Source organism: Thioclava sp. F28-4 (assembly GCF_002020045.1).
In the GTDB taxonomy this organism is placed as follows: Bacteria; Pseudomonadota; Alphaproteobacteria; order Rhodobacterales; family Rhodobacteraceae; genus Thioclava; species Thioclava sediminum.
Genome location: NZ_MPZQ01000003.1, coordinates 293,778 through 320,324 on the forward strand (window position 1 = coordinate 293,778; position 26,547 = coordinate 320,324).

Genomic DNA, 26,547 nt, shown 5'->3' on the forward strand with positions numbered 1-26,547 from the left:
GCCCGACATCTGCACATATCTGAATGTTTTGGAACCGGTCACTCCGCCGTGCATTGTTCGTGAAAGAGACGTGAAAACAAACCGACCAACCGGGCTAAAGGGAGAATGGAACAGTGACGAGCATCCACGCGTCGCACCGGCTCGGCCCGGGTCAAGTCTGACACCGGAGCCAGCCTATGCAAATCACCGAAACGCTCGGCCTGCTGCTCGCGCTCAGCTTCGTCATCTCGCTTCTGGCGTTGACGATCCTGATCTGGGCGATCGCGAACAAGCAGGTCCACACACCAGACGCCGATGACGCGCGGACCATTTTCGAGCCCGGCGAGGGCGCGGATATCGACTATCCCGACAAGCCCCACCATTTCGACACGGCCCGCAGCGGCATCGACGCGAATTCCTCCAGCGTCGTGATGTGGCTCATCGCGGCGGCGGTGTTCTGGCTGATCTACGGCTCGCTGCACGGGCTGGCCGCCTCGCTCGAACTCCACCTGCCCGATCTGATGTCGGGGACCGCGCAGATGACCTTCGGGCGGATGCGCACGGTCCACCTGAACTCGGTCGCCTATGGCTGGGCGAGCCAGGGCGGGCTTGCGGCGGTCTGCTGGATCATCCCGCGCATCTTCCGCACCAACCTGCGCATGACGGGCCTTCTGAAACTCGGCATCGTGCTGTGGAATATCGGTCTCGCGGCGGGCGTTCTGGCCATCGCGAACGGCTGGACCGACGGTCTCGAATGGCTCGAGATCCCGTGGCAGATCGACCTCATCCTCGCCGCCGGCGCGGCCTGTTTCGTGGCCCCGCTGATCGCGACCGCGAAGAACCGCAACGTCCATCACATCTATGTCTCGGGCTGGTATTTCCTCGCGGGCGTGCTGTGGTTCCCGGTGCTCTTCATCGTCGCCAACATCCCCGGCGTCCATCACGGCGTCGAGCAGGCCACGATGAACTGGTGGTATGCGCATAACGTGCTGGGCCTGTGGCTGACGCCGCTGGGCGTGGGCACGGCCTATTACTTCATCCCGAAAATCATCGGCAAACCGGTCTATTCCTACGCACTGTCGCTGGTGGGCTTCTGGGCGCTGGCGCTGTTCTACAGCCAGGTCGGCATCCACCACCTGATCGGCGGCCCCGTCCCCACCTGGCTGGTGACGCTTTCGGTCGTGCATTCGGTGATGATGTTCGTTCCCGTCATCGCGGTGGCGATCAACCAGCACGTGACGGTGGCGAGCAACCTCTGGGCGCTCAAGGAGTCGATGCCGCTACGCTTCATCTCCTTCGGGGCGGTGATGTACACGCTGGCCTCGTTCCAGGGCTCGATCGAGGCGCTGCGCTCGGTCAACACGATCACCCACTTCACCCATTACACGGTGGCGCACGCGCATCTGGGCGCCTATGCCTTCGTGTCGCTGGTGCTGATGGGCGCGATCTACCAGATCGTGCCGCGCGCAACGGGCAAATACTGGCCCTTCCCGCGCATGATCGCATGGCATTTCTGGCTGAACGTGATCGGCTTTGCCGTCTACTTCTTCTCGCTGACCATCGGCGGCATCCTGCAGGGCCTCGCCCAGCTCGATGCGACCAAGCCCTTCGCCGACAGCGTGATCCTGCTCAAGCCCTATCTCGAAGGCCGTTCGCTCGGCGGCGGGCTGATGACGCTGGGCCACGTGCTGCTGGCGATCAACCTCATCGCGATCGGCTTCGCCAAGAAGACCCGTGAGACCGAAACCGAAAACATGGTGGCTGCAGAATGAACCGCTATCTTCCTCTCGCAATCACGGCGCTGGCGATCCTTGCGCTCGCGACCCTGTTCCTAGTGATCGCGCCGGGCATGCAGATCAGCGCGCAAGGCCCGTCGCAGGGGCTCAAACCCTACACCGAGGCCGAGGCGCGCGGACGTGCCGTCTATGTCTCGATGGGCTGCCTCTACTGCCACTCGCAGCAGCCGCGCTCGCTGGCGCAGGCCCCCGATGCCGAACGTGGCTGGGGCCGGGCCTCGGTCGCGGGCGACTATGCCTATGACGACCCCCACCAGCTGGGCACGATGCGCACCGGGCCGGACCTGATGGATATCGGCGACCGTCTGCCCTCGCAGGCCTGGCAGCTGACCCACCTCTATCAGCCCCGCGCCATCGCCAGCTGGTCGATCATGCCCGCCTACCCCTACCTCTTCGAGCATAAGGACGAGGCCGGGCCCGACGATGTGGTGGTCAAGCTGCCCGCGCAATACGCGCCGAAATCCGGTGTGATCGTGGCCAAGCAGGATGCGCTCGACCTCGTGACCTATCTGCAGGGCATGAAGCGCCAATACGCCCCGCCGAAGGACGGCCTGCGCGACAACGGCTACGCGCTGATCGCCGAAAAGCAACGCGACGCGACCGATGCCACCACGGCCTCGAACTGAGACCAGGGAGACAAGAATGACCGATAAGAAACCCGATCCCCGGCGTCCCGACGAAACCTTCGAGCCGTTCGAGGAAACCCGCCGCATCCCGTGGCCCGTCTATTCGATCGCGATCGCACTCGCGATCTGGGGGGTGATCATGCTGGTCCAGACCAGCACCGCCGTTCAGGTTGCCGACAAGACGCAAGAAGAGGTGGCGAAGGAGGATAGCACCAAACTCGCTCAGGCCGCCGCGCCCGATCTGGACGCGGGCAAGACGCTGTTCGCCGACAATTGCGCCACCTGCCACGGCGACGCGGGCGAAGGCGTGGCCGGCGCCTTCCCTCCGCTGCATGGCTCGGATGTCGTGAAGCTGGGCGGCGCGAAAGCCGTGACCCATATCGTGATGCGCGGCATCGGCGGCAAGCTCAACGTCAATGGCGACGGCTATGAAGGCCAGATGCCCGCCTTCGGCTCGGTTCTCAGCGACACCGAGATTTCCGAAATCGCGTCCTATGTCGCGACCGGGCTCAACGACGACGCCAAGACGATCAGCGCCCCCGAGGTGGCCGATATCCGCAAGGTCGCAGGCGACAAGGACCCGTTCGATGGCGGAGCCGGGCTTGCCGTGTTGATCAACGACCTGCCCGCGCAGCCGAACTCCGAAGCGGCCGATCAGGGCGCCGATTCCGAGCGTGTCGCCCAGCTTGTGGGTCAGGGCACCGACACCGTCTGGGCCTGCGCAAGCTGCCACGGCGACAAGGGTGAAGGCATCGAGACCGTGCCGCGTCTGGCGGGTCTTCCGGCGCCCTATCTGGCCAAACAGTTGCATGACTTCCAAAGAGGCACCCGGTTCAACGACTCGATGGCCTATGTCGCGAAGGGTCTCAGCGATCGCGAGATCGGCGAGCTGGCCAATTACTACGCGAGCATGAGCAGCCCCTCGGGCGCGAAACCCTCGCTGCAGGGCGATCTCAAACGCGGCGCGCAGCTCGCCAAACAAGGCGACTGGTCGATCGGCGTTCCGGCCTGCTTCACCTGTCACGGGCCCTCGGGCGTCGGCGTCGCGCCGAACTTCCCCGGGATCGCCGCGCAACAGCCCAGCTATGTCGCGCATCAGCTCGCCATGTGGGCGGGCGGCGCGCGCCATAACTCGCCGCTCGGCCTGATGGCGGGGATCGGCAAGGCCCTGAACGACTCCGATCGCCGCGCCGTGGCCGATTACCTCGCCTCGCTCGCCCCGATGCCGGCGATGGACAAAACCGAACTGGCCGCGATGGAGAGCAACATCCCGGTCCGTGAAGGAGTGCATCAATGAGTAACAAGCACCCGTCCGATATCCCGCCGCGCGGAGAGACCAAATCCTCCCGCGGGCAAACCGTGCTGCGGGCGATCCTCGCAGTGGGCGGCGGCCTCGTCCTGGTCGTGCTGGGCTCGCTCCTCGTCGATTTCGGCCTCGCCCCCAGCTGGCTGACCGGCGCCACCCGCGATCAGAGCGAAGCCGAGACCGCCGCGGCGCAAAGCGGCGGCGACGGCAAGCAGGCCGCGCTGTTCCAGCCGCCTGCGGAAAGCACCATCCCCGATGACGATTTCGGCAAATCGGTGCGCCGCGGCATGGCGATCTTCAACGATACCGGCACCAACGCGCATGACTTCGTGGGCAACGACCTGTCCTGTTCGAACTGCCACCTCGACGCAGGCCGTCAGGCCTATTCCGCACCGATGTGGGCCGCCTACCCGGTCTATCCGAAATATCGCGGCAAGAACAAAATGGTGAACACCATGGAGGACCGCATCAAGGGCTGCTTCACCTATTCGATGAACGCGCAAGGCTCGCCTTCGGGCGGCCCGCCGCCTTATGGCTCGGATGTCTATCGCGACCTGCAGGCCTATTTCTTCTGGATGTCCAAGGGCCTGCCCACGGGCGAGAAACCGGAAGGCGCAGGCTTCGGCAAGATCGACAAACCCGATCAGGAACCCTCGCGCCAGCGCGGTGAAGAGGTCTTCGCCCAGAACTGCGCGGTCTGCCACGGCGCCGACGGTCAGGGCCAGAAGGACATCAACGGCAAGGTCGTCTTCCCGCCGCTCTGGGGTCCGCACAGCTTCAACTGGGGCGCGGGCATGCACAAGGTCGACGCCGCCGCTGCCTTCATCAAGCACAACATGCCGCTGTCGGAGCCGAACAAGCTCAGCGTGCAGGAAGCTTGGGACGTGGCCGCCTTCGTCGACAGCCATCCGCGCCCGAACGACCCGCGCCAGATCGGCGACGTGACGGTGAAGGACGCGTTCGACAAATGGCACCACAAGCACCAGGGCTACTACGGCAAGGAAGTCGATGGGGAGCTGATGGGTCCGGGCTACCCGTCCGGTGATCAGGCCTCCGTGCCCACGCAAAACGAAAACTCGGGCGGCTAAGCCTTTCCCTTAGACGACCCGAACGGGCCGGCGCAGCGATGCGCCGGCCCATTTTTTTGCGCCCCAATCGGCCCTCCGTGCGCTTGCCTTTGGCGGCCTGCGCTGCAATATGTATGATGGAACATATCGAAGGAGGCCCCATGTCCCTGCCCCGTATCCTCGCCCTTGCGCTGATCCCGGCGAGCCTCACGCTGCCCGCCCGCGCAGACGACGTCACGATCTTTGCCGCCGCCTCGATGAAGACCGCGCTCGATCAGGTGGCGAAAGGCTGGGAAGCCAAGACCGGCGATGTGGCGCATATCTCCTACGCGGGCTCAGGCGCGCTGGCCCGTCAGATCGCCGCCGGGGCACCGGCCGACATCTACATCTCCGCCAATCCCGGCTGGATGGAGACGGTCGCGAAGACAGGCCGCATCGAGACGCAAGCGGACCTGCTGGCCAACCACCTCGTGCTGATCGCGCACGACCCGAAGGCGCAATCGGTAAAGATCTCGCCGGATCTGGATTTCGATGAACTTTTGAATGGCGGCAAGCTCGCAATGTCGCTGGTGAACGCGGTGCCCGCAGGCCAATACGGCAAGGCGGCGCTGGAGCATTACGGCCTCTGGACCAAGGTCGAACCTGAGGTCGCGCAGGCCGATAACGTGCGCGCGACGCTTGCGATGGTGGCGCTTGGCGCAGCGCCCTACGGCATCACCTACGCGACCGATGCCGTGGCCGAGCCGCGCGTGCATGTCGTGGCGACCTTCCCCGCGGACAGTCACCCGCCGATCCGCTACCCCGCGGCCCGTCTTGCCGACAGCGACGCAGCCAAAAGCTTCTATGCCGAGCTGAAATCCGACGCGGCGGCGAAAATCTTCCACGACCAAGGCTTCGAGACGCTGGAATGAGCTGGCTGTCGCCCTCCGACTGGCAAGCGGTTGTCCTGTCGCTGAAAGTGGCGGGCTGGGCGACGGCTCTCTCGCTGCCGCCGGGCCTGTTCGTGGCCTACGCGCTGGCGCGCTGGCGCTTTCCCGGGCGCAGCCTCGTCAACGGGCTGGTGCATCTGCCGCTGATCCTGCCGCCCGTCGTCACCGGCTACCTGCTGCTGATCGGCTTCGCGCCGAACGGGATAATCGGGGCGGCGCTGGCGAAGACCGGGATCACAGTGGCCTTCTCGTGGCGCGGCGCGGCGCTGGCCGCGGGGATCATGGCCTTTCCGCTGATGGTGCGCGCGATCCGGCTCGCGATCGAGGCGGTGGACCCGAAGCTGGAACAGGCGGCCTCCACGCTCGGGGCCTCGCGCATCGCCAGTTTCGCAACGATCACCCTGCCCCTGATCCTGCCCGGCATCCTTGCGGGCTCCATCACCGCCTTCGCCAAGGCGATGGGCGAATTCGGCGCGACGATAACCTTCGTCTCGAACATACCCGGCCAGACCCAGACCCTGCCGCTCGCGATCTATTCGCAATTGCAGGTGCCGGGCGGCGAGGCGGATGCCGCGCGGCTGGTGGTGATCTCGGTCACGCTGGCGCTTGGCGCGCTGTTGGTCTCGGAATGGCTGGCACGCCGGATCGCGGCGCGGATCGCGGGGCAGAGCTGATGCTGGAAATCTCGCTCAGCCATCGCCTGCCAGCGCTCGATCTGGACGTCGATTTCACCGCGCCCGAGGGCGTCACCGCACTGTTCGGCCCCTCCGGCGCGGGCAAGACGACGGTGGTGAACGCGGTCGCGGGGCTGCTACGTCCCGACCGGGGGCGGATCGTGGTGAATGGCGAGGTGCTGCTCGACACGGACGCCGGGATCTGCCTGCCGCCCCACAAGCGGCGCATCGGCTATGTGTTCCAAGACGCGCGGCTGTTCCCGCATCTGAGCGTCAGATCGAACCTGTTCTACGGCCAGCGCTTCAACGCAACCAAGACCGCGCCGGAGTTCGACCGCATCATCGAGATGCTCGGCCTCGGTGCCCTGTTGGACCGCCGTCCGGCCGCGCTCTCGGGGGGTGAAAAAAGCCGCGTTACGCTAGGCCGCGCGATCCTGTCGAACCCGCGCATGCTGCTGATGGACGAGCCGCTGGCCGCGCTGGATGCCGCGCGAAAGGCGGAAATTCTTCCCTATATCGAGCGGTTACGGGACGAAGTTAAACTTCCCATCCTCTATGTCAGCCACGCCCCCGCCGAGGTCGCGCGGCTTGCAACCTCCATCGCGCTGATCGAAACCGGTCGCCTGCGCGGCTTCGGCCCGGCGCGCGAGATTTTGTCCGATCCAACGCTCGCCCCGGCACTCGGGCAGCGCGAAGCGGGCGCGGTGATCTCGGGCCGTGTTCAGGCGCAGGAGGCCGATGGGCTCGCCCGGATCGAGACCGCGGGCGGGCAGGTTTTGCTGCCCTATCCGGCGGGCGAGCCCGGCCAATCGCTGCGGCTGCGCATCCATGCGGGCGACGTGACCCTGGCGGTCAGGCGGCCCGAGGGGCTGTCCGCGCTCAACATCCTGCCCGCGACGGTCGCGGAGCTGCGCCCCGCCGACCCGCCCAGCGTTTACGTCCGCCTGAAGATGGGCGACGAGCATCTGCTGGCCCGGCTCACCACCCGCTCGGTCGAAGCACTTCGCCTGACCGAGGGGATGGCCTGCCACGCGATCATCAAGGCGATGTCGGTGGCCTCCGAGGATGTGGGCTAGCGGGGTTTACCCCGCCAGCAGCGCCGCATTGCCGCCCGCCGCGGTGGTATCGACGCACAGATGCCGCTCATGCAGGACATCGGCCTTCTGCACCGCCCCCGTGGTCAGCGTCAGGATCGGCCCTTCGCGTTTCGCCAGCGCTTTCACGAGGGCGCGCGTATCGTGGCCCCACCAGATAGCGCCCGCGATATCCTCAAGCGTTTCAAGCACTTCCGGGGCGATCTTGCCATCGGCCCCGACGGCCACACCGCCCAGTTTCTCGACCGCCTTGATCTGCGCGACCTGCGCAGCCTCGCCCGGTCCGAGGCACAGGATCGGCCCGCGCGGATAGCGGCGCAGCGTGTTCGCCTCGCCCGTCGGCCCCGGCAGTTCCAGCGCCTCGAGCGGCTCGCTCGCCTCGGCCTTCGCCGCCGCTTTCGCGAGCTTCTTGCGCAGCGCATCGAGATCGGCCTTGTGGCCCCATTCGCCATTCTTCGACGACGCCTCGGGCGCCATCGCGAAGCGCGTGAGATACAGCGGACCGCCCGCTTTCGGACCCGTGCCCGACAGACCCTCGCCGCCGAAGGGCTGCGAGCCCACGACCGCGCCGATCTGGTTGCGGTTGACGTAGAGGTTGCCGACATGCAGGGCGTCCGAGACCTCCTGCACGCGGTTGTCGATCCGGCTGTGCAGACCGGCGGTCAGTCCGTAACCGGTGGCGTTGATCGCGGCGAAGACCTTCTCGATATCCTCGGCGCGATAAGTCGCGATATGCAGAACCGGGCCGAAGACCTCACGCTCCAGCGCCTCGATACCCGAAACTTTCACCAGCGTCGGCGCGATGAAATGCCCCTTGGACGGCGCGTCGAGCTTGTGCAGCACGCGGCCCTCTTTCTCGGCAGTCGCGATATAGGCAGCGATGTCTTCCTGCGCCTCGCCGTCGATCACCGGGCCGACATCGGTCGACAGATACCACGGATCGCCCAGCGACAGCTCGTCCATCGCCCCTTTGATCATCGAGATCAGACCCTCGGCCACGTCTTCCTGCACATAGAGGCAGCGCAGCGCCGAGCAGCGTTGACCCGCCGACTGGAAGGCCGAGGCGATGATGTCGCGCGTGGCCTGTTCCGGCAGCGCGGTGGAGTCCACGATCATCGCGTTTAGACCACCGGTTTCCGCAATCAGCGGCGCGGTCGGATCGAGATTGTCGGCCATCGACCGGCGGATCATCTTCGCCGTCTCGGTCGAGCCGGTGAAGGCGATGCCCGCGATCTTCGGGTTGGACGACAGGGCTGCGCCCACCGTCTCGCCCTGACCGGGCAGGAGTTGCAGCACGTCGCGCGGCACGCCCGCCTCATGCATCAGGCGCACGGCGATCGCGGCGACGAGCGGGGTCTGCTCGGCCGGTTTCGCGATCACGCCATTGCCCGCAGCCAGCGCCGCCGAGATCTGCCCGGTGAAGATCGCCAGCGGGAAGTTCCACGGGCTGATCGCCGCGAAGATACCGCGTGCGGTCGGGTCGCTCTCTTCGGCCTGCGCGGAGTAGTAATGCAGGAAGTCGACCGCCTCGCGCAATTCGCCGACAGCGTCGAGCTGGCTCTTGCCCGCCTCTTTCGCGAGCACCGCGAAGAACGGTCCGAAGTTCTCCTCGTAAAGCTCCGCCACGCGGCGCAGAACGGCGGCGCGCTCAGCGACCGGGGCAGTCCACGGACGTGCGGCGTCTATAGCTGCGGCGACACAGGCCTCGTCGGCCTCGGTGACGCGGGCCACCTCTTCACCCGTCGACGGGTTGATGACGGCCACGGCCTCGCCCGTCGCCTCACCGGCCACAAGGGGCCCTGCATCCGGGATCGCCACATCGCGGGCGGCATCGATACGCGCCAGCGTACCCTCATCGGTCAGATCGAAGCCCGTGGAATTCTCGCGGGACTCGGCGAACACTTCCGAGGGGAGCTTGAGCATCGCCGAACGCTCGGCATTCGCAAGCTGCACGAACGGGTCTTCCGCGATGGTCTCGGGGGCCACGTCCTCATCGACGATCTGGTGCACGAAGGAGGAGTTCGCACCGTTCTCCAGCAGGCGACGCACCAGATAGGCCAGCAGATCGCGATGCGCGCCGACGGGGGCGTAGATGCGGCAGCGGGTGCCTTCCTCGCGGTGGACGATCTCGTGCAGACGCTCGCCCATGCCATGCAGGCGCTGGAACTCGTAGGGACGGCCCTCGGCCATCTCGAGGATCGCCGCGACCGAATGGGCGTTATGGGTCGCGAATTGCGGATAGATGCGGTCGGTGTAGCTGAACAGCTTGCGCGCATTGGCGAGGTAGCTGACATCGGTCGCCGCCTTCGTGGTGAACAGCGGGAAGTCCGGCAGGCCTTCGACCTGCGCCAGCTTCATCTCGGTGTCCCAATAGGCGCCCTTCACCAGACGCACCATGATCTTGCGGTCGAGCTTTTCCGCCAGCGCGCCCAGCCAGTCGATCACGAGGCTCGCGCGTTTGCCGTAAGCCTGCACGACCACGCCGAACCCGTCCCAGCCGACAAGCTCGGGGTCCGACAGAACCTCCTTGATGATCTTGAGCGAGATCACCAGACGGTCCTGCTCTTCGGCGTCGATATTGAGGCCCATATTCCCGGCCTTCGCGGCCTTCGCCAGATCCTTGAGCACCGGCACGATCTCGGCCATGGCGCGCTCTTCCTTGGCGACCTCGTAGCGCGGATGCAGCGCCGAGAGCTTCACCGAGATGCCGGGGTTTTCGGCCACGGGGCGGTCCTTGCAGACCTTCGCGATGGCGGCGATTGCGTCGGCATAATCCTTCGCGTAGCGCTTGGCGTCGCGCGCGGTGCGGGCAGCCTCGCCCAGCATGTCGTAGCTGTAGGTATAGCCGCGATCTTCGAGCTTCTTGGCACGGCCCAGTGCGTCCTTGATCGTTTCGCCGAGGACGAACTGGCGGCCCATCTCCTTCATCGCGCGGCTGACGGCGGCGCGGATCACCGGCTCGCCCAGACGGCGCACGGCACCGCGCAACACGCCTGCCATGCCGGGCTTTTCGTCTTCGAGCACGCGGCCCGTCAGCATCAGCGCCCAGGTCGAGGCGTTGACCATCGAGGACGACGCCGTGCCCATATGCTTGCCCCAGTCCGACGGTGCGATCTTGTCTTCGATCAGCGCATCGATCGTCTCGGCATCGGGCACGCGCAGCATCGCCTCGGCCAGACACATCAGCGCCACGCCTTCCTGCGTCGACAGACCGTATTCCGCGAGGAAATGCTCCATCAGCGTCGGTTTGGCTTCGGTCCGGATACGGCGCACGAGCTTTGCCGCGCGGGCAGAGATCTGCGTGCGATCACTCTCGCTCAGTTCGGCTTGGCCCTTCAGGCGCTCCAGAAGTGCGGCTTCATCGGCGAATTTCGCCTGCGTTGTGAACTGATCGAACGTGTCGCCCATGCGATCCTCCCTTAAATCTGATTGTCCGATATTATGCGATTTCCCCTAGGCGATTGGCTCAAAGATTTGCTAAGCGATGGTCTCTAAGACTTATTTTTGGAGACTCCGCAGCCCATGAGTGAAGAGATCGATGCGATCGACAGGCGAATCCTAAACGAGCTTATCGCCGATGCACGCCTCCCCGTGGCTGAGATAGCGCGCAGGGTCGGCTTGTCGAAGACGCCGGTGGCCGCGCGCATCCGCCAGATGGAGGAAACCGGGCTCATCAAGGGCTACCGCGCGATGATCTCGCCGATCAAGCTGGGGCTGACCCATGTCACCTATATCGAGCTGAAATTGAGCGATACGCGAGAGACCGCACTGAAAGCGTTCAACGCCGCGGTGCGTGCGATCCCCGAGGTCGAAGAGTGCTACATGATCGCCGGCGGCTTCGATTACCTCGTGAAGATCCGCGCCCGCGACATGGCCGATTACCGGCGGATCATGTCGGAGGAGCTGTCCACCCTGCCCCATGTCCATTCGTCCTCGAGCTATGTCGCGATGGAGACCGTTGTGGAGGCGAGCGCGCCGCCGCTGGAGTGAGGTGAGCGCAGGGCCGCGCCCGATCGCCGGGCGGGCGTCCCTCGCCATGTGGTCTGCGCTTTATCGCGGCCAAATCCGGATGACCTCGATCCGCGCGCTTAGCCCCCAAGCGCCCGCCCGAGGGGGCGGTCGGGCGCTGCCCGGGCCGCTTCGCGGCCATTCCGGGCAAAGCCTCCACTTGGCACGGGGCAACCTGCCCCGGGCCGCGCAATAGAAAAAGGCGGCAGGTTTCCCCGCCGCCTCTCATTCCGATCAGACCGAACTCACTCGCCCTGTTTCTTGATCCGCCCGTCGAGCTTCGGCGCAACCGTGCCCTTGTTCTCGACATAGGTCATCACGTCATTGGCCATAAGGTTGCCGTTGCCCGCGTTCACGATGACCTCGCCACCGCCAAGCGCGCCATACCCATCGCCGCCGCCCAGCATGTAATCGTTGGTCGCGACCTTGTAGACCTTGTCGGTGTCGAGAGGCTGACCGCCCACCTCGACCGAGACCACGCGCGACCCCGCAGGCGCGCTCGGATCATAGACCACGCTCATGCCCGAGATCTGCGGGAAACGACCCGCGCCGTTCTCGACCTGGCTGAAGCCGTTCTCCAGCGCGCTCAGAAGCTGCGAGCCGGGGATCTCGGTCACGACCGTCTTGTTGCCGAAGGGCAGCTCGGTCAGCACGTCCTTGCGGGTGATCTTGTGGCCCGCGTCATAGGTCGTGTCACCCCGGATGCCGCCGCCATTGATCAGCGTGACATCGGCCTTCGTCGCATCGCGCAGCGCATCGGCGATCAGATCGCCCATCGTGCTCTCCTGCGAGCGCACCACGTTGCGCCGCGAGTCCATCTCGGTCTCCGACGTGCCGATCTGCTGGCCGAGATTGTCGTCGAGCTGCTTTTTGAACCCGTTTACCAGATCCATCGATTCCGGGTCCGGCGTGACATTCGCGGTGTCGATCCAACGGAAATTCGGGGTCCAGCTGATCTTGCGCTTGCCGTCCTTCTCTGAGATGTCGACGGTCAGATCGAGCGGCTGCAGATAGCGCGCGTCGATCGAGGTCTCCACGTAAGCCGTGATCCCGTCATAGAACATCGCGTTGAGGTGGTCGTCGCCCGACATGATCACGTCGAAATCCTGGCTCGCGATCAGCTTGCGGTCGTTCGACTGGTCGGTCTGCACGACGCCGATCACCAGATCCGCGCCGTCCTCGCGGGCCTTCTTGGCGGCCGCGATTGCCGTGTCGACGGTGGGCTGGAATTTCAGATCGCCCGAATTGGCGACCTCGGGCGTGGTGTCTTGCGCCACCGGCACCAGCGCGACCTTGAGCCCTGCGATCTCCTTCATCATCACGCCGCCAAGGCCCTGAATGGGCGAGCCGTCGGCCTGGGTGATGTTGATCGCGGCCCAAGGGTATTTCGAGCCTTCCATCTTCTTCTCGAAATTCTCCGGCCCGAAATCGAACTCATGGTTGCCCGGCACCGCGATGTCGAAGGGCACGATATTGGTCAGGTCGATCGTGTTCTGGCCTTCGTCGATCCCCGACAGAAGCGAGGGCGAGAGCATGTCGCCATCGAAGACATAGAGCGTGTTGGGATTGTCCGCGCGCTCCTTCTTGGCGACCGCGTTGAGCCGCGCCAACCCGCCACGCTCGCCATCGCCGTCAAAATTGTAAATATCGCCGACCCCGAGGATCGTAAGCTTCACCGTCTCGGCCTGAATGGGCCCTGCGGCCAGAAGCCCGGTCGAGGCGGCGCCCAGCATGAGGGCAGCCAGACGGCGCTTGAAATCGGACATTTCGGTCTCCCTGCGGAATAAACTTTTTCATAGACCCCGCGCGGCCGCAGTCACCGGCGCGCAGGGGCGTAGGAGAAAGATTAGCCGCACTCCGCCACGGCGCAAACCGATAGTCGGATGACCTTGCGTTCTCGTGAAGGGCGGCGCCTGTTTTCGCGTCGCTTTGCAGGCGGCAGAAGCGCGCAGAGGCGACCTGCAGCCCCCGTCATGCCAAGCCCGATCAGGCCAAGGTGCCCGCCAAGCGGGCAAACACCGCATGCGCCTCTGCCTCGTCGATCAGGTCGACAGTGAATTGCGCGAAGGTCAGGCCGGTCTCGGGCGCGCTTGCGAACATGATGCGCACATCGTCGCCGGCTTCCGTGATCGTGTCGAGCTGACCGCCGAACACGGTGGTGTAGTTCCCGGCGAACCCGGCCATCAGGTTCTCGAGCGCCTTCGCGCAGGCCACGATCTCGTCCGACGATCCTTTGACGGGCCGCAAGATCCGGTCGCTGGGGCCGATCCGCCCGGCAAGCTGCAGGCCTTCGGGCAGCTCGATACCGAGCCTGAGCCGCGTGGTGGCCAGCAGCAGCGCGCTCTCCTGCCAAGTCTCCATCTCGGCTTCGGTTTCGGGCATGACGGGCCCGGTGACATTCGGCCCCGGCTCACGACCGGGCTCGCGCTCCGCGTCACGGCCCGGCTTGGACGACCGCGTGACCCGTCGCGGCGACACTTCGGGCGTGCGGTCGACGGGATGCGGGTCAGGCCGGAACTCGGGCTCGGCCCCGGGGGGCGCGACGGGTGCGCCGGAATTTGCCGGTTGCGACGCGCGCTTGCGGACACTGCGCGCGCGGAACGGCAGCACCGCGCCCCCATGTTCGGAGAGCAGCGGCGAGGGCGCGTCATGGGTGCCAATCGCCAGATCGGCCTCGGTCTCGGGATCGAGCGAGTCGAGCCCCACCACCGCGCGGCCCGTCATCGCCCCGAGCGCCGCGATCAGCGCCGCACCACCGCTGCGCTGGAAGGCCTCATCCGAGGTCTCGGCCTCGCGCAGAAGATCGCGCGCCCCGTGCAGGAAGGCGACCCGCGAGAAATAGGCCGCCGACTCGCGCTGAACGCGCGCTTTCAGCTTCGCCCGGTCGGTGTCGTTGCGCAGCTTGTCGCCGCGCGAAATCGCGAGCAGGCAATCCGACGGGCGCGCCGGCCCCAGCCGCTCGATCATCGTCTTCTCGGTCAGCCGCCATGCCTGCGAAGCGATCGTCACCCAGATCATCACGTCGCAGGTCGCGATCAGGCCAATCTGCTCTTCGTTCACGTCTTCGGGGCGGCTCAGAGGCACTTCGACGAATTCGAACCCCTGCAGATGCGGCTGCGCGGAATAGACGTAGATCTCGGAGGGCACCGCCCAGCCTTCTTCGACCTCCGCCGCGTCGATCTCGCGCCCCGTCGCGTCGCGCATCACCACGCCCGGCGTCGCGCGGTACCGCGCGACGACCGTTGGACGCTCGGTTCGGCCCAGATTGTCGCCGATGCTCCGCGCGCGCAAAATCGCGTTGAGCACGGTGGACTTGCCGGAATTGACCTCGCCGCAGATCGCCACCCGAAGGGGCGCGCGATGGGGATCGGGCGGCGCGTCCTCGCGGCTGATCTCTTGCTTGAAAATCATTGCCCTTTCGCCCTTACGCCGCGCGAGTCGCGGGTTTGCGCCGCGGCATCATGGTGCTGCTGACGGCGCTCTCGATCGCCCCGAGATTGATCAGACGCCGTTCGAGCACTTCCAGTTTGCTCTGGATCCGGGACGCCAGTCGGCTTTGCATCTGCGGATCACGAGCCAGCCGTTCCAACTCGGCCCGCTCCTGCTTGAGCTGCAAGGTCCGCTCGCGCACGATCATCTCCATCATCCGCACCATCACCCGCAGCCGCGAGCCGCCTGCGCTGGCGCGTTCCACCAGCGCCTCGCCATAGGCCTGCAGGATCTTCTCGACCGCCGGACGCAGTTCCTCCGCCGCCACGATCCGCAACCCGTCGAGGGTCTTCTCGATATTCACGGTCGGACCGCGCCAGAAGGCCCAGCCCCGCTCCAGCGCGAAGTTGATGCGCAGCGCGCGCCGGGTCAGCGTCAGCGTCGAGGTGAAAGTGTCATGCGGCATATCCGACAGGTCGATCTCTTCGCTGGGATCGTCGAACCGGTCCGCAACCGTAGTGCGGCACGCATGGATCGCATTGTCGAGCAGCACGTCGATCGCGGCCCGCGACCGGGCGTAGCTTTTCGTCACCTCGCGTTCGAGCGCGATCTGCAGTGCGGTCGTGTCGGTCTCGAAGCTGCGCGGCGGACGGCCGTCGCGGATCCGGTTAGTGCGCAGAACATCCTCGAACCGGTCGCGCTGGCTCAGGACGAAATCCTCGATGCTCTTGTTGAGCCGGGTCTCGAGCGCCGACCAGCCGCGATTGAGCACCGCCTCGATCTGATGCTCGGCGCTCTCGACATGGTTTTCGAGCGCACCGCGCAGCGCTTCCGTCGCCGCGATCTCGCTGCTCATTTCCTCGATCGCTGCCTCCGCCACGTCCGAGCGGATGCTCTCGATCTGCATCTGCAGCGTGTCGCGTTCGCGGCGGGCGACGAATTGCATCCCCGACAGTTCCGCGCGCAGATCGCCGCGCAGCTGAGCGAGCTGCTGACGCCCGACGCCACCGTCGATCACGGCAGAGAGCACATGCTTGACCTCTTCGACGCCCGAGGCCAGCAGCAATCGGTCGATCGGATCCTCGGGCACGCGGCCGAAACGCGAATACAGGTATTGCGCCAACTCCATCGAATCCATCTCGGCGCGCGCCCAGGCGGCCTCCTCGTCAGAGCGCTGCGTCAGATCAGCGAGATAGGCGCTGCCCGCGACGATCTTGAAGTCGATATCGGGGATCGCCGCGCGCAAACGGCGCGACACATCGGCGATCACGCGCGGCACTTCGACCGCGTAATCGTCGAGCTCGTCGATCCGGTTGAGGAAGATCAGCACATCCTTGTCGTCCTGCTTGGCGAGAATGCGGATCAGCGCAAGGTCGACATCGGTCAGCGGCTGATGCGCCGAGAGCACCATGATGAACACGTCCGAGCGGTCGAGCGAACGGCAGGTGAACTCGTCGCGCACGAGGAACGGGTCGTTCACGCCGGGCGTGTCGGTGATGATCGTGGGCACCTGAAACTCGGGCAAGCGCATGTAGATATTGGCGCTTTTCGTCAGCGCGGCATAGCGGCCAAGCGCCTCGCGCTCCAACCCGTCATCCGCTCCGGGCCCTGCGCAGACATAGCGTTGCAGCAGATCGGGGGCGAGGAAGTCGTAATCGTGATGCTGACCCAGCAGCATCTGGTAATGCTTGCCGAGACGTCGCTGGGCGCGGCGGCGCATCTGCTCGGACTGCTCGCGCAGGATGTCAGTGTCGAACCCCGGCAGCAGCTCTTCGGTCAGCTTGCGGATGCGGGTGCCGCCATTGATGATCTCGTCCCAATCGGCCTCCGAGAAGAACTCGAACCGCGCCCCCGTCACCGGGTCTTCGGGCAGGTTGATGCGCATATTCGTCACGACCGAAGTCCACGGATTCACGTCCGAGGGCAGGAAGTCATGCTGGTGCAGGAAGGCGTTGAGGAAGGTCGATTTGCCCGCCTTCACCTGCCCGATCACCGCCACGCGCGCCGCCCAGTCATGCAGCCGCAGGCGCAGATCGCGGATGCGCGGTCGGGTGCTGCGTTCGACGGAGGCCTCGATCCGGTCGAGTGCGCCATTGAGAAAGTCGAGTTCCTTACGCAGTTGCGGGGCAATCTTCATGGCTTGGTCCTCTTGCTCGCGTAGGCTGGCTCGAATTCGGTCGGGGTTTCGGCATCCAGCCGATCAAGCAGATGTTCGACATGGGCGAGGACATCCGCGGCATCTGTGAACGCGTAGCCCGCCGTGAGCTCCTCCCACAGCGCGCGGGCCGGGCCCGGCATCGGAGCGGTCTCGGCGGGCGGATAGTCGGGCAGCGGCGAGTCGAGGATCAGCGGCTCGGCATCCGTTACCTCGGGCAGCTCCGCGCTTTCCGCCTTGATCAGACGTGCCGAGCGCAGACGGCGCGGCTTCACCGGCGTGCGCGGCTTCGGGAAGGCGATCACGTCGCGCTCGCCCACGAATTTAGCGACGATCTCGTTGGCCGCCCCTGTCGGGTGATCGATCTGCCCGACCAGCCGCTCGATCTCGCGCGCGATCTGCGCCACATCCCCCGGCTCTGTCAGCGCGGCCAGACGGATCGTCGGGAAGACCTCCCCCGCCTCGCGCTCGACCCGGCGCATCAGCCGCGCGCGGGTGCGCTCGTCGGGCAGACGGTCGCCATGGGTCACGATCAGCATCGGCTGCGCCAGCAGCGCCTCGGGCATCTCGTCCCAGACCGCCTTCTCGCTTTGCCGCCACGCCTGCGTCGCGTTGGTGCACCAGATCACCAGATCGGCATAGCGCAGCATCCGCTGCCAGCTTTCCATCGGCATGTTCGGGTCCGACGAACCGGGCGTGTCGATGATGTCGATCCGGTCGAGGATCGGCGCGTTATGGGCGATCACGCAATAGCGCGCCTTCTCGAGATTGAGCTGCGCCAGATCGGAGAGCGGGCGCGCGACCTCTTCCTTGTCGATCCAAAGCTGCGCCCGGTCTCCGCCGCGCACCAGCCAGATCGGCGGCAGCGCGGTCGCGGTGACATGCGAGGGCAGAACCTTCTCGCCCAGCAACCCGTTGATGAGGCTGGTCTTCCCGGCCGAGAATTCGCCCGCGACCAGCACCCGCAGCTTGCGCGGTTTCGGAGTGGCCTGCGGGGCTTGCGCTTTCGACAGGTCCGGCAAGTCGGGGCGTTCACGTTTGCGCAGCGAGTTCATGCCGAGAGCCTTTCCTTATCGTGACCGGACGCGCCCGACAGGCAGCGCTCGCGCACCGCTTTGCAGAACTGACCCTGATCGAAGGCGAAGCGCTCCACGATCTCGCGGCTGCGCGCGATGGCGGGGTCGAAATACTCGGTCATCAGATCCTCGATCAGCGGCGTGGTTTCCGCGATGATCACCTCGCGGTAGCGCGCCTGCGCCGCCCCCTTGCGATTGAAGCGCCAATAGCGCCGCCACCATGCGCCCTGCATATCCAGCGTAATCATCCGCGCCAGCACAGTGGGCGCACGATGTTGCGGCTGTTCGGGGAAGCGGCTGACATCGGCCTCGCGGATCACGCCGAATTCGGCGGCGAGGAAAGTGTCGATTCCGTCGCTGACCATATCGAGCGCAGATTCCCCCTTGCGCCGCAGCCGCGCGCAATTCGACGCGAAAGCCGTCTTCATCGCCATGCGCAGCGCGGTCGGATCATGGGTCCACGCGCCGATCTCGCCATAGGTGTCGATATGCGATTGCAACGCTTCGAGCGCCGAGGCCACGAATTGCTCCTGCGCGCGGTCGAGCCGCTCGCGCAGCTCCGCGCGCAGCCCCGCCGCCTCGTTATTGAAGGCAGAGACCGCCTCCTCCTCGATCTCGGCGAGGCGCAGCATCAATTTCGACTCGCTGAGAATGGTGGACGGATCGGCCACGCGTGCGACGCTATCGACGGTCTCGGCGCGTTCGATGATGCGCTCCAGTTCGTCCTGCACATCGCCCAGCACGGCCTGCCCCGGCCCCTCGACGATGCGGGTGACGACGGCCTGCATCAGCGCACCGATCCCGGAGGCTTCCATCGCGCGCTGGCGCAGCTCGGTCTCGCTGCTGGGCGTGGTGCCGGTCATCTTCTCCAGCGCGGCGCGGCTGGCAGGCGCCATCTCACTAACATCGCCCATCGCGCAATTGGCCCAGTAGCCCGAGCCGAAGAGGATCTCGATCTCCTCGCCCAGCCCCATGCGCCCCAACGTCTTGCGGATCGAGTTGCGGATCGCGGTCTGCGCCCCGCGCGGATCTTCCAGCTCGTCGATACGGTTGACGAAGATCACCACTTCGCGCGCGTCGATCGCGCAGATGATGCGCAAAAGCGCGAGATCCATCGTGGTTAGCGCCTGATGGGCCGAAAGCACGACGATGCAGGCGCGGCTGTCGCCGATTGCGTTCAGCGTGATCTGCTCGCGCATCATGAACGTGTCGTTCACGCCGGGCGTGTCGCGCAGGCACAGGCCCCGCGGCAGATGCGGCAGATCGAGATAGAGATCGGCGGATTTCGTCAGATCGGCATAGGTGCCCTCGATGGCCCCGTCGGCCAGATCGTCGGGATCGCCGTAGCAGATATATTGATCGAGCACCGCCTTATCGAGCGTCGGGAACGCGCGGCTGGTGCCCAGAAGGTCCTCGAACTGTTCCCCAAGCCGCGCCTCGGTCGCGTCGCGCATCGCGGTGACCTGTTTGCGCACGCTTTCGGCTTCGGTCTCGAAGCCCGCGCGGTTGGCCATCTCGCCCAGACGCCCGCCCGTCGCCACAAGCCGATCCCATTCGTGGCGGTCGAAGAACCGAAATAGCGCGCGCGTGTCCATCGGGCGGTGGCGCGCGTTCAGATGCAGCGCCGTGATGACCGAGGTCCACGGGTTCACATCCGAGGGCAGCATTCCCGGCTTGCCGATCAACGCATTGAGAAGGGTGCTTTTTCCCGCTTTGACCTGGCCGATGACGCTGACGGTCGGCTCGAATGCGTCGATCATCTCGAGAACGGTGTCGAGCTGATCCTCGACAAAACCGAGATCGGCGTCCGAGACGTCCTTTACGGCCTGTTCAAGCTGGTCGAGCGTCTCCCAGTAAGAATTGAGCGCCTCGAAACCACGGCGATGCCAATCAAAGATGGAATTCGCTTCATACACGAGGGAGCTCTCCTTTTCCGCAGGGGCGATGCGGATTTTTGGGTGACGCACGGTCCGGCACGCGCATGCCGACCGAGACCACCAATGTTGCAGGGACGGCGCGCGCCCCCTTCTTGGCGACGCACCGGCTGGGTCGGTTCGTGCTTAAAGTTCTCTTGCCCAGTCATGTCCGAAATGCGGCAGAAATTATGGCAGACCGACCATAATTGCCGTTCTCGGTGCAGTTGGCCCTTTCTCGCGCGACGCGAATTCTCGTTTATTCTCTTTGCTTTGCTGACGATTCTTCATTCGCGTGACGTCAGGGCAGTCTCGTTTCGGCCCTATTTTATTGAATCTTCACGACTTTGTGAGTGTTTCCAGTCTAGCTTACAACCCGGACGATTTGGGGCGATTGTTTACAACCCCCGCGTGTAAAGCCCTCTGTCATCAAAGCTTCACTTGATCCGACTCTCTTATTTCGTAAAACCTCGAAATATGGATCAGATGACACCCCAACGGCTCACCGTGCTGGGCCACGCGCAACGCCTTGCGATCTTCCGGCTCTTGATGCGCCGGTATCCCGACCGGCTGCCCGCCGGCGAGATCGGCGCGGCGCTGGAGCTGAAGCCCTCGACGCTCTCGGCCTATCTGGCCGCACTCAGCGAGGTCGGGCTGATCGGGCAGACGCGGGCGGGCACCTCGCTGCGCTACGGGATCGAGATGGAGACCGTGCGCAGCCTCTTCGACGCGCTGCTGATCGACTGCTGTCAGGGCCGCCCCGATATCTGCTCTCCTCTCGCACAGCCCGACCCAGGCGGAGACAGCGCGATGACGCGATCTGCGGCGGGCCGGAAATTCAACGTGCTGTTCATCTGCACCGGCAATTCGGCACGCTCCATCCTCGCCGAGACGATCCTGCGAGACCTCGCGGGCGACCGGTTCAACGCCTATTCGGCGGGCACGAAACCTTATTCCGAGCTCAACCCCTTCGCGATGCAGGTGCTGCGCGACAAGGGCCATGATGTCACCCCCCTGCGGGCGAAGACCATCGCGGAGTTTCAGGGCGAAGACACGCCCCCGCTCGATTTCGTCTTCACCGTCTGCGATCTCGCGGCGAACGAGGAATGCCCGCCCTGGCCCGGCCAGCCGATCAGCGGCCATTGGGGGATGCCGGACCCGGTGAAGGCCACCGGCACCGAGGCCGAGCGCGCGCTCGCCTTCCAGCAGGCCTATGGCGCGCTTCACCGCCGGATCGAGGCCTTCACCGCCCTGCCTCTGACAACGCTCGACCGCATCGCGCTGCAATCCGCCGTCGATGACATCGGCCGCAACTGAAGGACTGACCATGACCACCTACGCCCTCAATGGCCTCGGCCGCATCGGGAAACTCGCCTTGAAGCCGCTTCTGGCACGCGGCGCGAAGATCGCGTGGATCAACGACGCGGTGGGCGATGCGGCGATGCAGGCGCATCTGCTGGAATTCGACTCCGTTCATGGCCGCTGGGACGCGGAGTTCGCGAGCGACGCGGACAGCGTCACCATCGACGGCACCCGCCTGCCCTTCATCGGCACGCGCAACATCGAAGACCTGCCGCTCGACGGGGTCGACGTGGTGATCGACTGCACCGGCGTGTTCAAATCCGAGGCAGCACTCGCCCCCTATTTCGCCGCTGGCGTGAAGAAGGTGGTCGTCTCGGCCCCGGTGAAAGACGGCCCGACCGCGAATATCGTCTATGGCGTGAACAATGACGCCTACGATCCGGCTGCGCATAGCATCGTGACGGCGGCCAGCTGCACGACCAATTGCCTCGCCCCGGTGGTGAAGGTCATCCACGAGAATCTGCGGATCAAACACGGGTCGATCACGACGATCCATGACGTGACCAACACCCAGACCATCGTGGACCGCCCCGCCAAGGACCTGCGCCGCGCGCGCTCGGCGCTCAATTCGCTGATCCCGACCACGACCGGCTCGGCCACCGCGATTACGCTGATCTATCCCGAACTGAAGGGGCGGCTGAACGGCCATGCCGTGCGCGTGCCGCTGCTGAACGCCTCGCTCACCGATTGCGTCTTCGAGGTCGAACGCGAAACGAGCGCCGAAGAGGTCAACGCGCTGTTCAAGGCGGCTTCCGAAGGCGATCTGAACGGCATCCTCGGCTACGAGACGCGCCCGCTGGTATCCTCGGATTACACCAACGATATCCGCTCCTCGATCATCGACGCGCCCTCGACGATGGTCGTGAACGGCACGCAGGTGAAGGTCTATGCGTGGTACGACAACGAGATGGGCTATGCCTACCGGCTGGCCGATGTCGCGCTGATGGTGGGGGCGTCGCTGTGACCGACCACCCCGCCAGCCGCCCCGAAGGCTTCTCCGCCTATATCGCGGTGACGGCGGCCTATTGGGCCTTCATGCTCACCGACGGCGCGCTGCGGATGCTGGTGCTGCTGCATTTCCACACGCTCGGGTTTTCGCCGGTGCAGCTGGCCTACCTGTTCATCCTGTATGAAGTGGCGGGGATGGTCACGAACCTCTCGGCGGGCTGGATCGCGGCGCGGTTCGGGCTGGTCTCGACGCTTTACGCGGGGCTGTCGCTGCAGGTCGTGGCGCTGATCGCGCTGGCACAGCTGAACCCGTCCTGGGCGATCGGAGCCTCCGTCGCCTATGTGATGGTGGTGCAGGGCCTCAGCGGGGTCGCCAAAGACCTTGCCAAGATGTCCTCGAAATCGGCGGTTAAGCTGCTGGCCCCCACCGGCAAGGGCGGGCTGTTCAAATGGGTCGCGGTGCTGACCGGGTCGAAGAACGCAGTGAAGGGCGTGGGCTTCCTGCTCGGCGCGGTGCTGCTGGCCGCGCTCGGCTTCGATTACGCGGTGGTCGCGATGGCGGTGGTGCTCGCTCTGATCCTCGCGGGGGTCGTCGTGGCAATGCCGCCGGGCCTGCCGCGCGGGCGCAAGGGCGCGAAATTCTCCGAAGTCTTCTCGAAATCGGCCAATGTGAACTGGCTGTCGGCGGCGCGGGTCTTCCTGTTCGGCGCGCGCGACGTCTGGTTCGTCGTCGGTATCCCGATCTATTTCTACGCGGTCCTGTCGGACGGCACCCATGCAGGCGACCGCGCGGCCTTCTTCCTCGTGGGCACCTTCATGGCGCTCTGGATCATCCTTTACGGCGCGGTGCAGGCCGCCGCCCCGCGCATCCTGAAGGCCAGATCCCGCCCCGAGGGTGAGTTGATCGGCGCCGCGCGGCACTGGGCGCTGGCGCTGCTCGCGGTGCCTGCCCTTCTCAGCGCCGCCGTGCTGATCGACCCGACGCCGTCGCTGTGGCTCAGCACCGTGCTGGTCGTGGGCCTGCTGGCCTTCGGTGCGATGTTCGCGGTGAATTCCTCGCTCCACTCCTATCTCATCCTCGCCTTCACGCAGGCCGAGCGGGTGACGATGGATGTGGGCTTCTACTACATGGCCAATGCGGGCGGGCGGCTGATCGGCACGCTGCTGTCGGGGCTGAGCTACCAGATGGGCGGGCTGCCCGCCGTGATGATCACCGCGACAGTGATGGTGGGGTTGAGCGCGCTGGCGGCAGGGCGGCTTGCGCCCGAGGCGACCCTCACGAGCCCGTGAGCAGAGATGGACATTCCGCCCCGTCCACGCTTTGGTAGCGCGCGGAGGAGAGCGGCCCCCGCGCCGCTTGCATAATGGGAGGAAAGCCGGTGCTGTCACGCGGCAAGGATTACGCGGCCACGCGGGCTGCGTTTCGATGGGACATACCCGAACGCTACAATATCGGCGTCGACACCTGCGACAAATGGGCCGCGCGCGAGCCTGACCGCATCGCGCTGATCGAGGTCGAAGAGGACGGCTACGGCGCGGTGCGCGAGACCAGTTTCGGCGCCTTGCGCGAGGCGTCCAACCGCTTCGCCAATGTGCTGGCGGGGATGGGCGTGGGCGGCGATGGGCGTGAGACCGGCGACCGGGTGGCGATCTTGCTGCCGCAACGCCGCGAGACCGCCATCGCCCATATCGCGGCCTTCAAGGCGGGCTGCGTCTCGCTACCGCTGTTCACCCTGTTCGGCCCCGAGGCCCTGCTGCACCGTCTGCGCGACAGCGGCGCGCGGGTGCTTGTGACGGACCCGGCGAGCTACGAGGTGATCGCCGCGATCCGCTCCGAATTGCCCGATCTGCAGACCGTCTTCGTCACCGACGACGGCGGGACCGGCGCGGAAGGTGTGGCCGATTTCAATGCGGCCCTCGCCGAGGCCTCGCCCGACTTGACCCCCGTCGATACCAGCGCCGAGACCCCCGGCGTGCTGATCTACACTTCGGGCACGACGGGCAATCCGAAGGGTGCGCTCCATGCCCACCGGGTGCTTCTGGGCCACCTGCCCGGCGTCGAGATGAGCCATGACTTCCTGCCGCAGGCGGGCGACCGGATCTGGACGCCCGCCGATTGGGCGTGGATCGGCGGGCTCTTGGACGTGCTGCTTCCGGCGCTGCATCACGGCGTGCCTGTCGTGGCCTGCCGTTTCCGCAAGTTCTCGGCGCAGGCGGCGGCCGACCTGATCCGGCGGCTGAGCGTGCGCAACGCCTTCCTGCCACCCACCGCGCTGAAGATGATGAAGGCCGATCCCGAGAGCCTGTCGTGGAGCCTCGACATGCGCTCGGTCGCCTCGGGGGGTGAACCGCTCGGCGCGCAGCTCCTCGACTGGGGGCGCAAGGCGCTTGGCGTCACGATCAACGAATTCTACGGCCAGACCGAGTGCAACATGGTGGTGTCCTCCGCCGCGAGCCTCGATGCGCCCGAACCCGGCGCGATGGGCTGGCCGGTGCCGGGCCATGAGGTCGCGATCGTCGACAGCGCCACGGGCGAACGCTTGCCCGATGGCGAGGAAGGCGCGATTGCGGTGCGCGCGCCCGACCCGGTGATGTTTCTGGGCTATTTCAACCAGCCCGACGCGACCGAGGCGAAATTCGTCACCGGCCCCGAGGGGCGCTGGCTGCTGACCGGCGACCGGGGCGTCAGCGGCCAAGGCGGCAGGCTGCGCTTCAAGGGGCGCGACGACGATATCATCTCGACCGGCGGCTACCGCGTGGGCCCCGCCGAGATCGAGGATTGCCTGATCTCGCATCCGGCGGTGCAGATGGCGGGCGTCGTGGGCCAGCCCGATCCGCTGCGCGGCGAGATCGTCGCGGCCTTCGTCACGCTCTGCCCCGGCCATGCCGATACCGAGGCACTGCGCGAAGACCTTGCCGCCCATGTCCGCGCGCGGCTTGCGAAATACGAATATCCCCGCGCGATCTATGTGATCGACGACATGCCCGTGACCACCACCGGCAAGATCATCCGCAACGCGCTACGCGCCCGCCTACCCAAGGAGCCCGCCCTATGAGCCCCGTCCTGTTCGAGACCCGCGGCAAGATCGCGATCATCACCCTCAACCGCCCCGAACGGCGCAACGCGATCAATGCCGAGGCCGGCCACGCCTTGGCCGAGGCGGTGGCCCGTCTGGAAGCGGATGACGCGCTGCAGATCGGCATCCTGCGCGGCGAAGGCGCGGTGTTCTGTGCGGGCATGGACCTCGCCGCTTTCACCGAAGGTAAGGTCGAGGAGTTACTATTTGCTGAAGGCGGTTTCGGCGGGCTGACGGAATCCCACCGCAGCAAGCCGATCATCGCCGCCTGCCACGGCGCCGCGCTCGCAGGCGGGTTCGAACTCGCCCTTGGCTGCGACATGATCGTCGCCGAAGAGGGCTGCCGCTTCGGCCTGCCCGAAGTGCTGCGCGGGCTGGTCGCGGGCGCGGGCGGCGCGCTGCGGCTGGCGAGCCTCATCCCCCCGGCCCGGGCGCGCGAATTGCTCCTGACGGGGCGGCTGTTCGACACCGCAGAGGCGTGGGATCTGGGCCTGAACGCCCGCCGCGCCGAGGCCGGGCAGGCTTTTGACGCGGCGCTGGCGCTGGCCGAGGAGGTCGCGAAGAACGCGCCCTTGGCCCTGCGCGAGACCCTGCGCCTGTCGCGCGAGATCGAGCGCCGCGCGGTCGACCCGCTTTGGGAGGAGAACGCGCGGACCTTGAAAGCCGTGATGGCGAGCGAGGACGCCGCCGAAGGCGCGCGGGCTTTCCTCGAGAAACGCGCGCCGGAGTGGTCGGGGAGATAAGGGACGCGCCCGAGCCTTGGGGTGAGCCGTGTCTCGGAAGGCTTCCAGTGGAAGGCTTCAGCGGCGAACGCGCCGCGCGTCGCGGCGCAGGGTGCGTCTGGGTTTCGCGGAAAGGGACGCGCCCGAGCCTTGGGTGGGCGCGTTGATGCGCTTGTGGCTGGGCGCTTTATCTCTCAAGCCCGAATGACGCGTGGGCCCGCGATGACATCGCCAATGCGCCCTCCCGGGGGGAGGGTCGGGCGCGGCCCGGGGCTAGTCGCCCCGCGCCAAGATGTGGGCTGCGAACGTTGCCCCCCAAAAAAAATGTGCCCGAGGCGCATCGCCTCGGGCCCATTTCCTAACTCCCAGCGGCCCTAAGGCACCGC

Annotated in this window: 19 protein-coding genes; 13 read left to right on the forward strand and 6 right to left on the reverse strand. The window is 66.0% G+C overall.

Features of this window, described 5'->3' with window-relative positions; all coding sequences use genetic code 11:
• Positions 1 to 176: 176 nt before the first annotated feature.
• The 7 genes from BMI87_RS09075 (at position 177) to modC (ending at position 7,453) form a co-directional block, all read left to right on the forward strand.
• Positions 177 to 1,751 (forward strand): cbb3-type cytochrome c oxidase subunit I, encoded by a 1,575-nt coding sequence (locus BMI87_RS09075; protein ID WP_246832673.1) that lies wholly within the window; start codon positions 177 to 179, stop codon positions 1,749 to 1,751.
• The gene (locus BMI87_RS09080; RefSeq protein ID WP_078520855.1) at positions 1,748 to 2,401 is read left to right on the forward strand and encodes a cbb3-type cytochrome c oxidase subunit II; all 654 of its coding nucleotides are present in this window, start codon (positions 1,748 to 1,750) and stop codon (positions 2,399 to 2,401) included. Before BMI87_RS09075 ends, BMI87_RS09080 begins: the two co-directional genes overlap by 4 nt.
• A gap of 16 nt (positions 2,402 to 2,417) precedes the next feature.
• A complete protein-coding gene (locus tag BMI87_RS09085; protein ID WP_168175181.1) occupies positions 2,418 to 3,698 on the forward strand; it encodes a c-type cytochrome in 1,281 nt (426 codons plus the stop codon).
• Complete coding sequence (locus BMI87_RS09090) at positions 3,695 to 4,795, forward strand: c-type cytochrome (protein ID WP_078520857.1); 1,101 nt, start codon at positions 3,695 to 3,697, stop codon at positions 4,793 to 4,795. The genes BMI87_RS09085 and BMI87_RS09090 overlap by 4 nt, the downstream gene beginning before the upstream one ends.
• A 140-nt stretch (positions 4,796 to 4,935) precedes the next feature.
• Positions 4,936 to 5,685, forward strand: a complete 750-nt coding sequence (gene modA, locus BMI87_RS09095; RefSeq protein WP_078520858.1) for a molybdate ABC transporter substrate-binding protein — start codon at positions 4,936 to 4,938, stop codon at positions 5,683 to 5,685.
• Complete coding sequence (gene modB, locus BMI87_RS09100; RefSeq protein WP_078520859.1) at positions 5,682 to 6,377, forward strand: molybdate ABC transporter permease subunit; 696 nt, start codon at positions 5,682 to 5,684, stop codon at positions 6,375 to 6,377. The genes modA and modB overlap by 4 nt, the downstream gene beginning before the upstream one ends.
• The gene (modC, locus tag BMI87_RS09105; RefSeq protein WP_078521046.1) at positions 6,374 to 7,453 is read left to right on the forward strand and encodes a molybdenum ABC transporter ATP-binding protein; all 1,080 of its coding nucleotides are present in this window, start codon (positions 6,374 to 6,376) and stop codon (positions 7,451 to 7,453) included. The genes modB and modC overlap by 4 nt, the downstream gene beginning before the upstream one ends.
• Positions 7,454 to 7,459: 6 nt before the next feature.
• Here the strand turns inward: modC and putA are convergent, their stop codons facing one another.
• On the reverse strand, positions 7,460 to 10,879 hold the full coding sequence (gene putA, locus BMI87_RS09110; RefSeq protein ID WP_078520860.1) for a bifunctional proline dehydrogenase/L-glutamate gamma-semialdehyde dehydrogenase PutA: 3,420 nt from the start codon (positions 10,877 to 10,879) through the stop codon (positions 7,460 to 7,462).
• Between the two features lie 114 nt (positions 10,880 to 10,993).
• On the opposite strand from putA, the gene BMI87_RS09115 reads away from it, so the two are divergent.
• Positions 10,994 to 11,461 carry an Lrp/AsnC family transcriptional regulator gene (locus tag BMI87_RS09115; RefSeq protein WP_075774978.1) on the forward strand — a complete coding sequence of 156 codons (468 nt, stop codon included), beginning with the start codon at positions 10,994 to 10,996 and terminating at the stop codon, positions 11,459 to 11,461.
• A 263-nt stretch (positions 11,462 to 11,724) separates the two neighbouring features.
• Here BMI87_RS09115 and BMI87_RS09120 read toward each other — a convergent pair whose 3' ends face one another.
• From BMI87_RS09120 to BMI87_RS09140, 5 genes are all read right to left on the reverse strand, one after another.
• Positions 11,725 to 13,245, reverse strand: a complete 1,521-nt coding sequence (locus BMI87_RS09120) for a bifunctional UDP-sugar hydrolase/5'-nucleotidase (RefSeq protein ID WP_078520861.1) — start codon at positions 13,243 to 13,245, stop codon at positions 11,725 to 11,727.
• Between the two features lie 220 nt (positions 13,246 to 13,465).
• Entirely contained in the window at positions 13,466 to 14,890 is a 1,425-nt protein-coding gene (locus BMI87_RS09125) for a GTPase (protein ID WP_078520862.1), read from the reverse strand.
• A gap of 13 nt (positions 14,891 to 14,903) precedes the next feature.
• Entirely contained in the window at positions 14,904 to 17,045 is a 2,142-nt protein-coding gene (locus BMI87_RS09130; RefSeq protein ID WP_078520863.1) for a dynamin family protein, read from the reverse strand.
• Entirely contained in the window at positions 17,042 to 18,118 is a 1,077-nt protein-coding gene (locus BMI87_RS09135) for a dynamin family protein (RefSeq protein ID WP_078520864.1), read from the reverse strand. Before BMI87_RS09135 ends, BMI87_RS09130 begins: the two co-directional genes overlap by 4 nt.
• Positions 18,115 to 20,055, reverse strand: a complete 1,941-nt coding sequence (locus tag BMI87_RS09140) for a dynamin family protein (protein WP_078520865.1) — start codon at positions 20,053 to 20,055, stop codon at positions 18,115 to 18,117. The genes BMI87_RS09135 and BMI87_RS09140 overlap by 4 nt, the downstream gene beginning before the upstream one ends.
• 474 nt (positions 20,056 to 20,529) lie before the next feature.
• Between BMI87_RS09140 and BMI87_RS09145 the strand changes: the two genes are divergently transcribed.
• From BMI87_RS09145 to BMI87_RS09165, 5 genes are all read left to right on the forward strand, one after another.
• Entirely contained in the window at positions 20,530 to 21,369 is an 840-nt protein-coding gene (locus BMI87_RS09145; protein ID WP_078520866.1) for a helix-turn-helix domain-containing protein, read from the forward strand.
• Between the two features lie 10 nt (positions 21,370 to 21,379).
• Positions 21,380 to 22,378, forward strand: a complete 999-nt coding sequence (locus BMI87_RS09150; protein WP_078520867.1) for an ArsJ-associated glyceraldehyde-3-phosphate dehydrogenase — start codon at positions 21,380 to 21,382, stop codon at positions 22,376 to 22,378.
• Complete coding sequence (arsJ, locus tag BMI87_RS09155) at positions 22,375 to 23,652, forward strand: organoarsenical effux MFS transporter ArsJ (RefSeq protein ID WP_078520868.1); 1,278 nt, start codon at positions 22,375 to 22,377, stop codon at positions 23,650 to 23,652. The genes BMI87_RS09150 and arsJ overlap by 4 nt, the downstream gene beginning before the upstream one ends.
• 89 nt (positions 23,653 to 23,741) lie before the next feature.
• Positions 23,742 to 25,418 (forward strand): AMP-binding protein, encoded by a 1,677-nt coding sequence (locus tag BMI87_RS09160; RefSeq protein ID WP_246832674.1) that lies wholly within the window; start codon positions 23,742 to 23,744, stop codon positions 25,416 to 25,418.
• Complete coding sequence (locus tag BMI87_RS09165; protein WP_078520870.1) at positions 25,415 to 26,182, forward strand: enoyl-CoA hydratase-related protein; 768 nt, start codon at positions 25,415 to 25,417, stop codon at positions 26,180 to 26,182. The genes BMI87_RS09160 and BMI87_RS09165 overlap by 4 nt, the downstream gene beginning before the upstream one ends.
• Positions 26,183 to 26,547 lie beyond the last annotated feature (365 nt).

Bases quoted from the DNA above. Each gene is read 5' to 3' on its own strand.
- BMI87_RS09080 (WP_078520855.1), top strand. From the start codon at position 1,748: ATGAACCGCTATCTTCCTCTCGCAATCACGGCGCTGGCGATCCTTGCG.
- BMI87_RS09115 (WP_075774978.1), top strand. From the start codon at position 10,994: ATGAGTGAAGAGATCGATGCGATCGACAGGCGAATCCTAAACGAGCTT.
- BMI87_RS09145 (WP_078520866.1), top strand. From the start codon at position 20,530: ATGGATCAGATGACACCCCAACGGCTCACCGTGCTGGGCCACGCGCAA.
- BMI87_RS09085 (WP_168175181.1), top strand. From the start codon at position 2,418: ATGACCGATAAGAAACCCGATCCCCGGCGTCCCGACGAAACCTTCGAG.
- BMI87_RS09135 (WP_078520864.1), bottom strand. From the start codon at position 18,118: ATGAACTCGCTGCGCAAACGTGAACGCCCCGACTTGCCGGACCTGTCG.
- BMI87_RS09125 (WP_078520862.1), bottom strand. From the start codon at position 14,890: ATGATTTTCAAGCAAGAGATCAGCCGCGAGGACGCGCCGCCCGATCCC.
- BMI87_RS09165 (WP_078520870.1), top strand. From the start codon at position 25,415: ATGAGCCCCGTCCTGTTCGAGACCCGCGGCAAGATCGCGATCATCACC.
- BMI87_RS09075 (WP_246832673.1), top strand. From the start codon at position 177: ATGCAAATCACCGAAACGCTCGGCCTGCTGCTCGCGCTCAGCTTCGTC.
- modA (WP_078520858.1), top strand. From the start codon at position 4,936: ATGTCCCTGCCCCGTATCCTCGCCCTTGCGCTGATCCCGGCGAGCCTC.
- BMI87_RS09120 (WP_078520861.1), bottom strand. From the start codon at position 13,245: ATGTCCGATTTCAAGCGCCGTCTGGCTGCCCTCATGCTGGGCGCCGCC.
- putA (WP_078520860.1), bottom strand. From the start codon at position 10,879: ATGGGCGACACGTTCGATCAGTTCACAACGCAGGCGAAATTCGCCGAT.
- BMI87_RS09090 (WP_078520857.1), top strand. From the start codon at position 3,695: ATGAGTAACAAGCACCCGTCCGATATCCCGCCGCGCGGAGAGACCAAA.
- modB (WP_078520859.1), top strand. From the start codon at position 5,682: ATGAGCTGGCTGTCGCCCTCCGACTGGCAAGCGGTTGTCCTGTCGCTG.
- BMI87_RS09130 (WP_078520863.1), bottom strand. From the start codon at position 17,045: ATGAAGATTGCCCCGCAACTGCGTAAGGAACTCGACTTTCTCAATGGC.
- BMI87_RS09150 (WP_078520867.1), top strand. From the start codon at position 21,380: ATGACCACCTACGCCCTCAATGGCCTCGGCCGCATCGGGAAACTCGCC.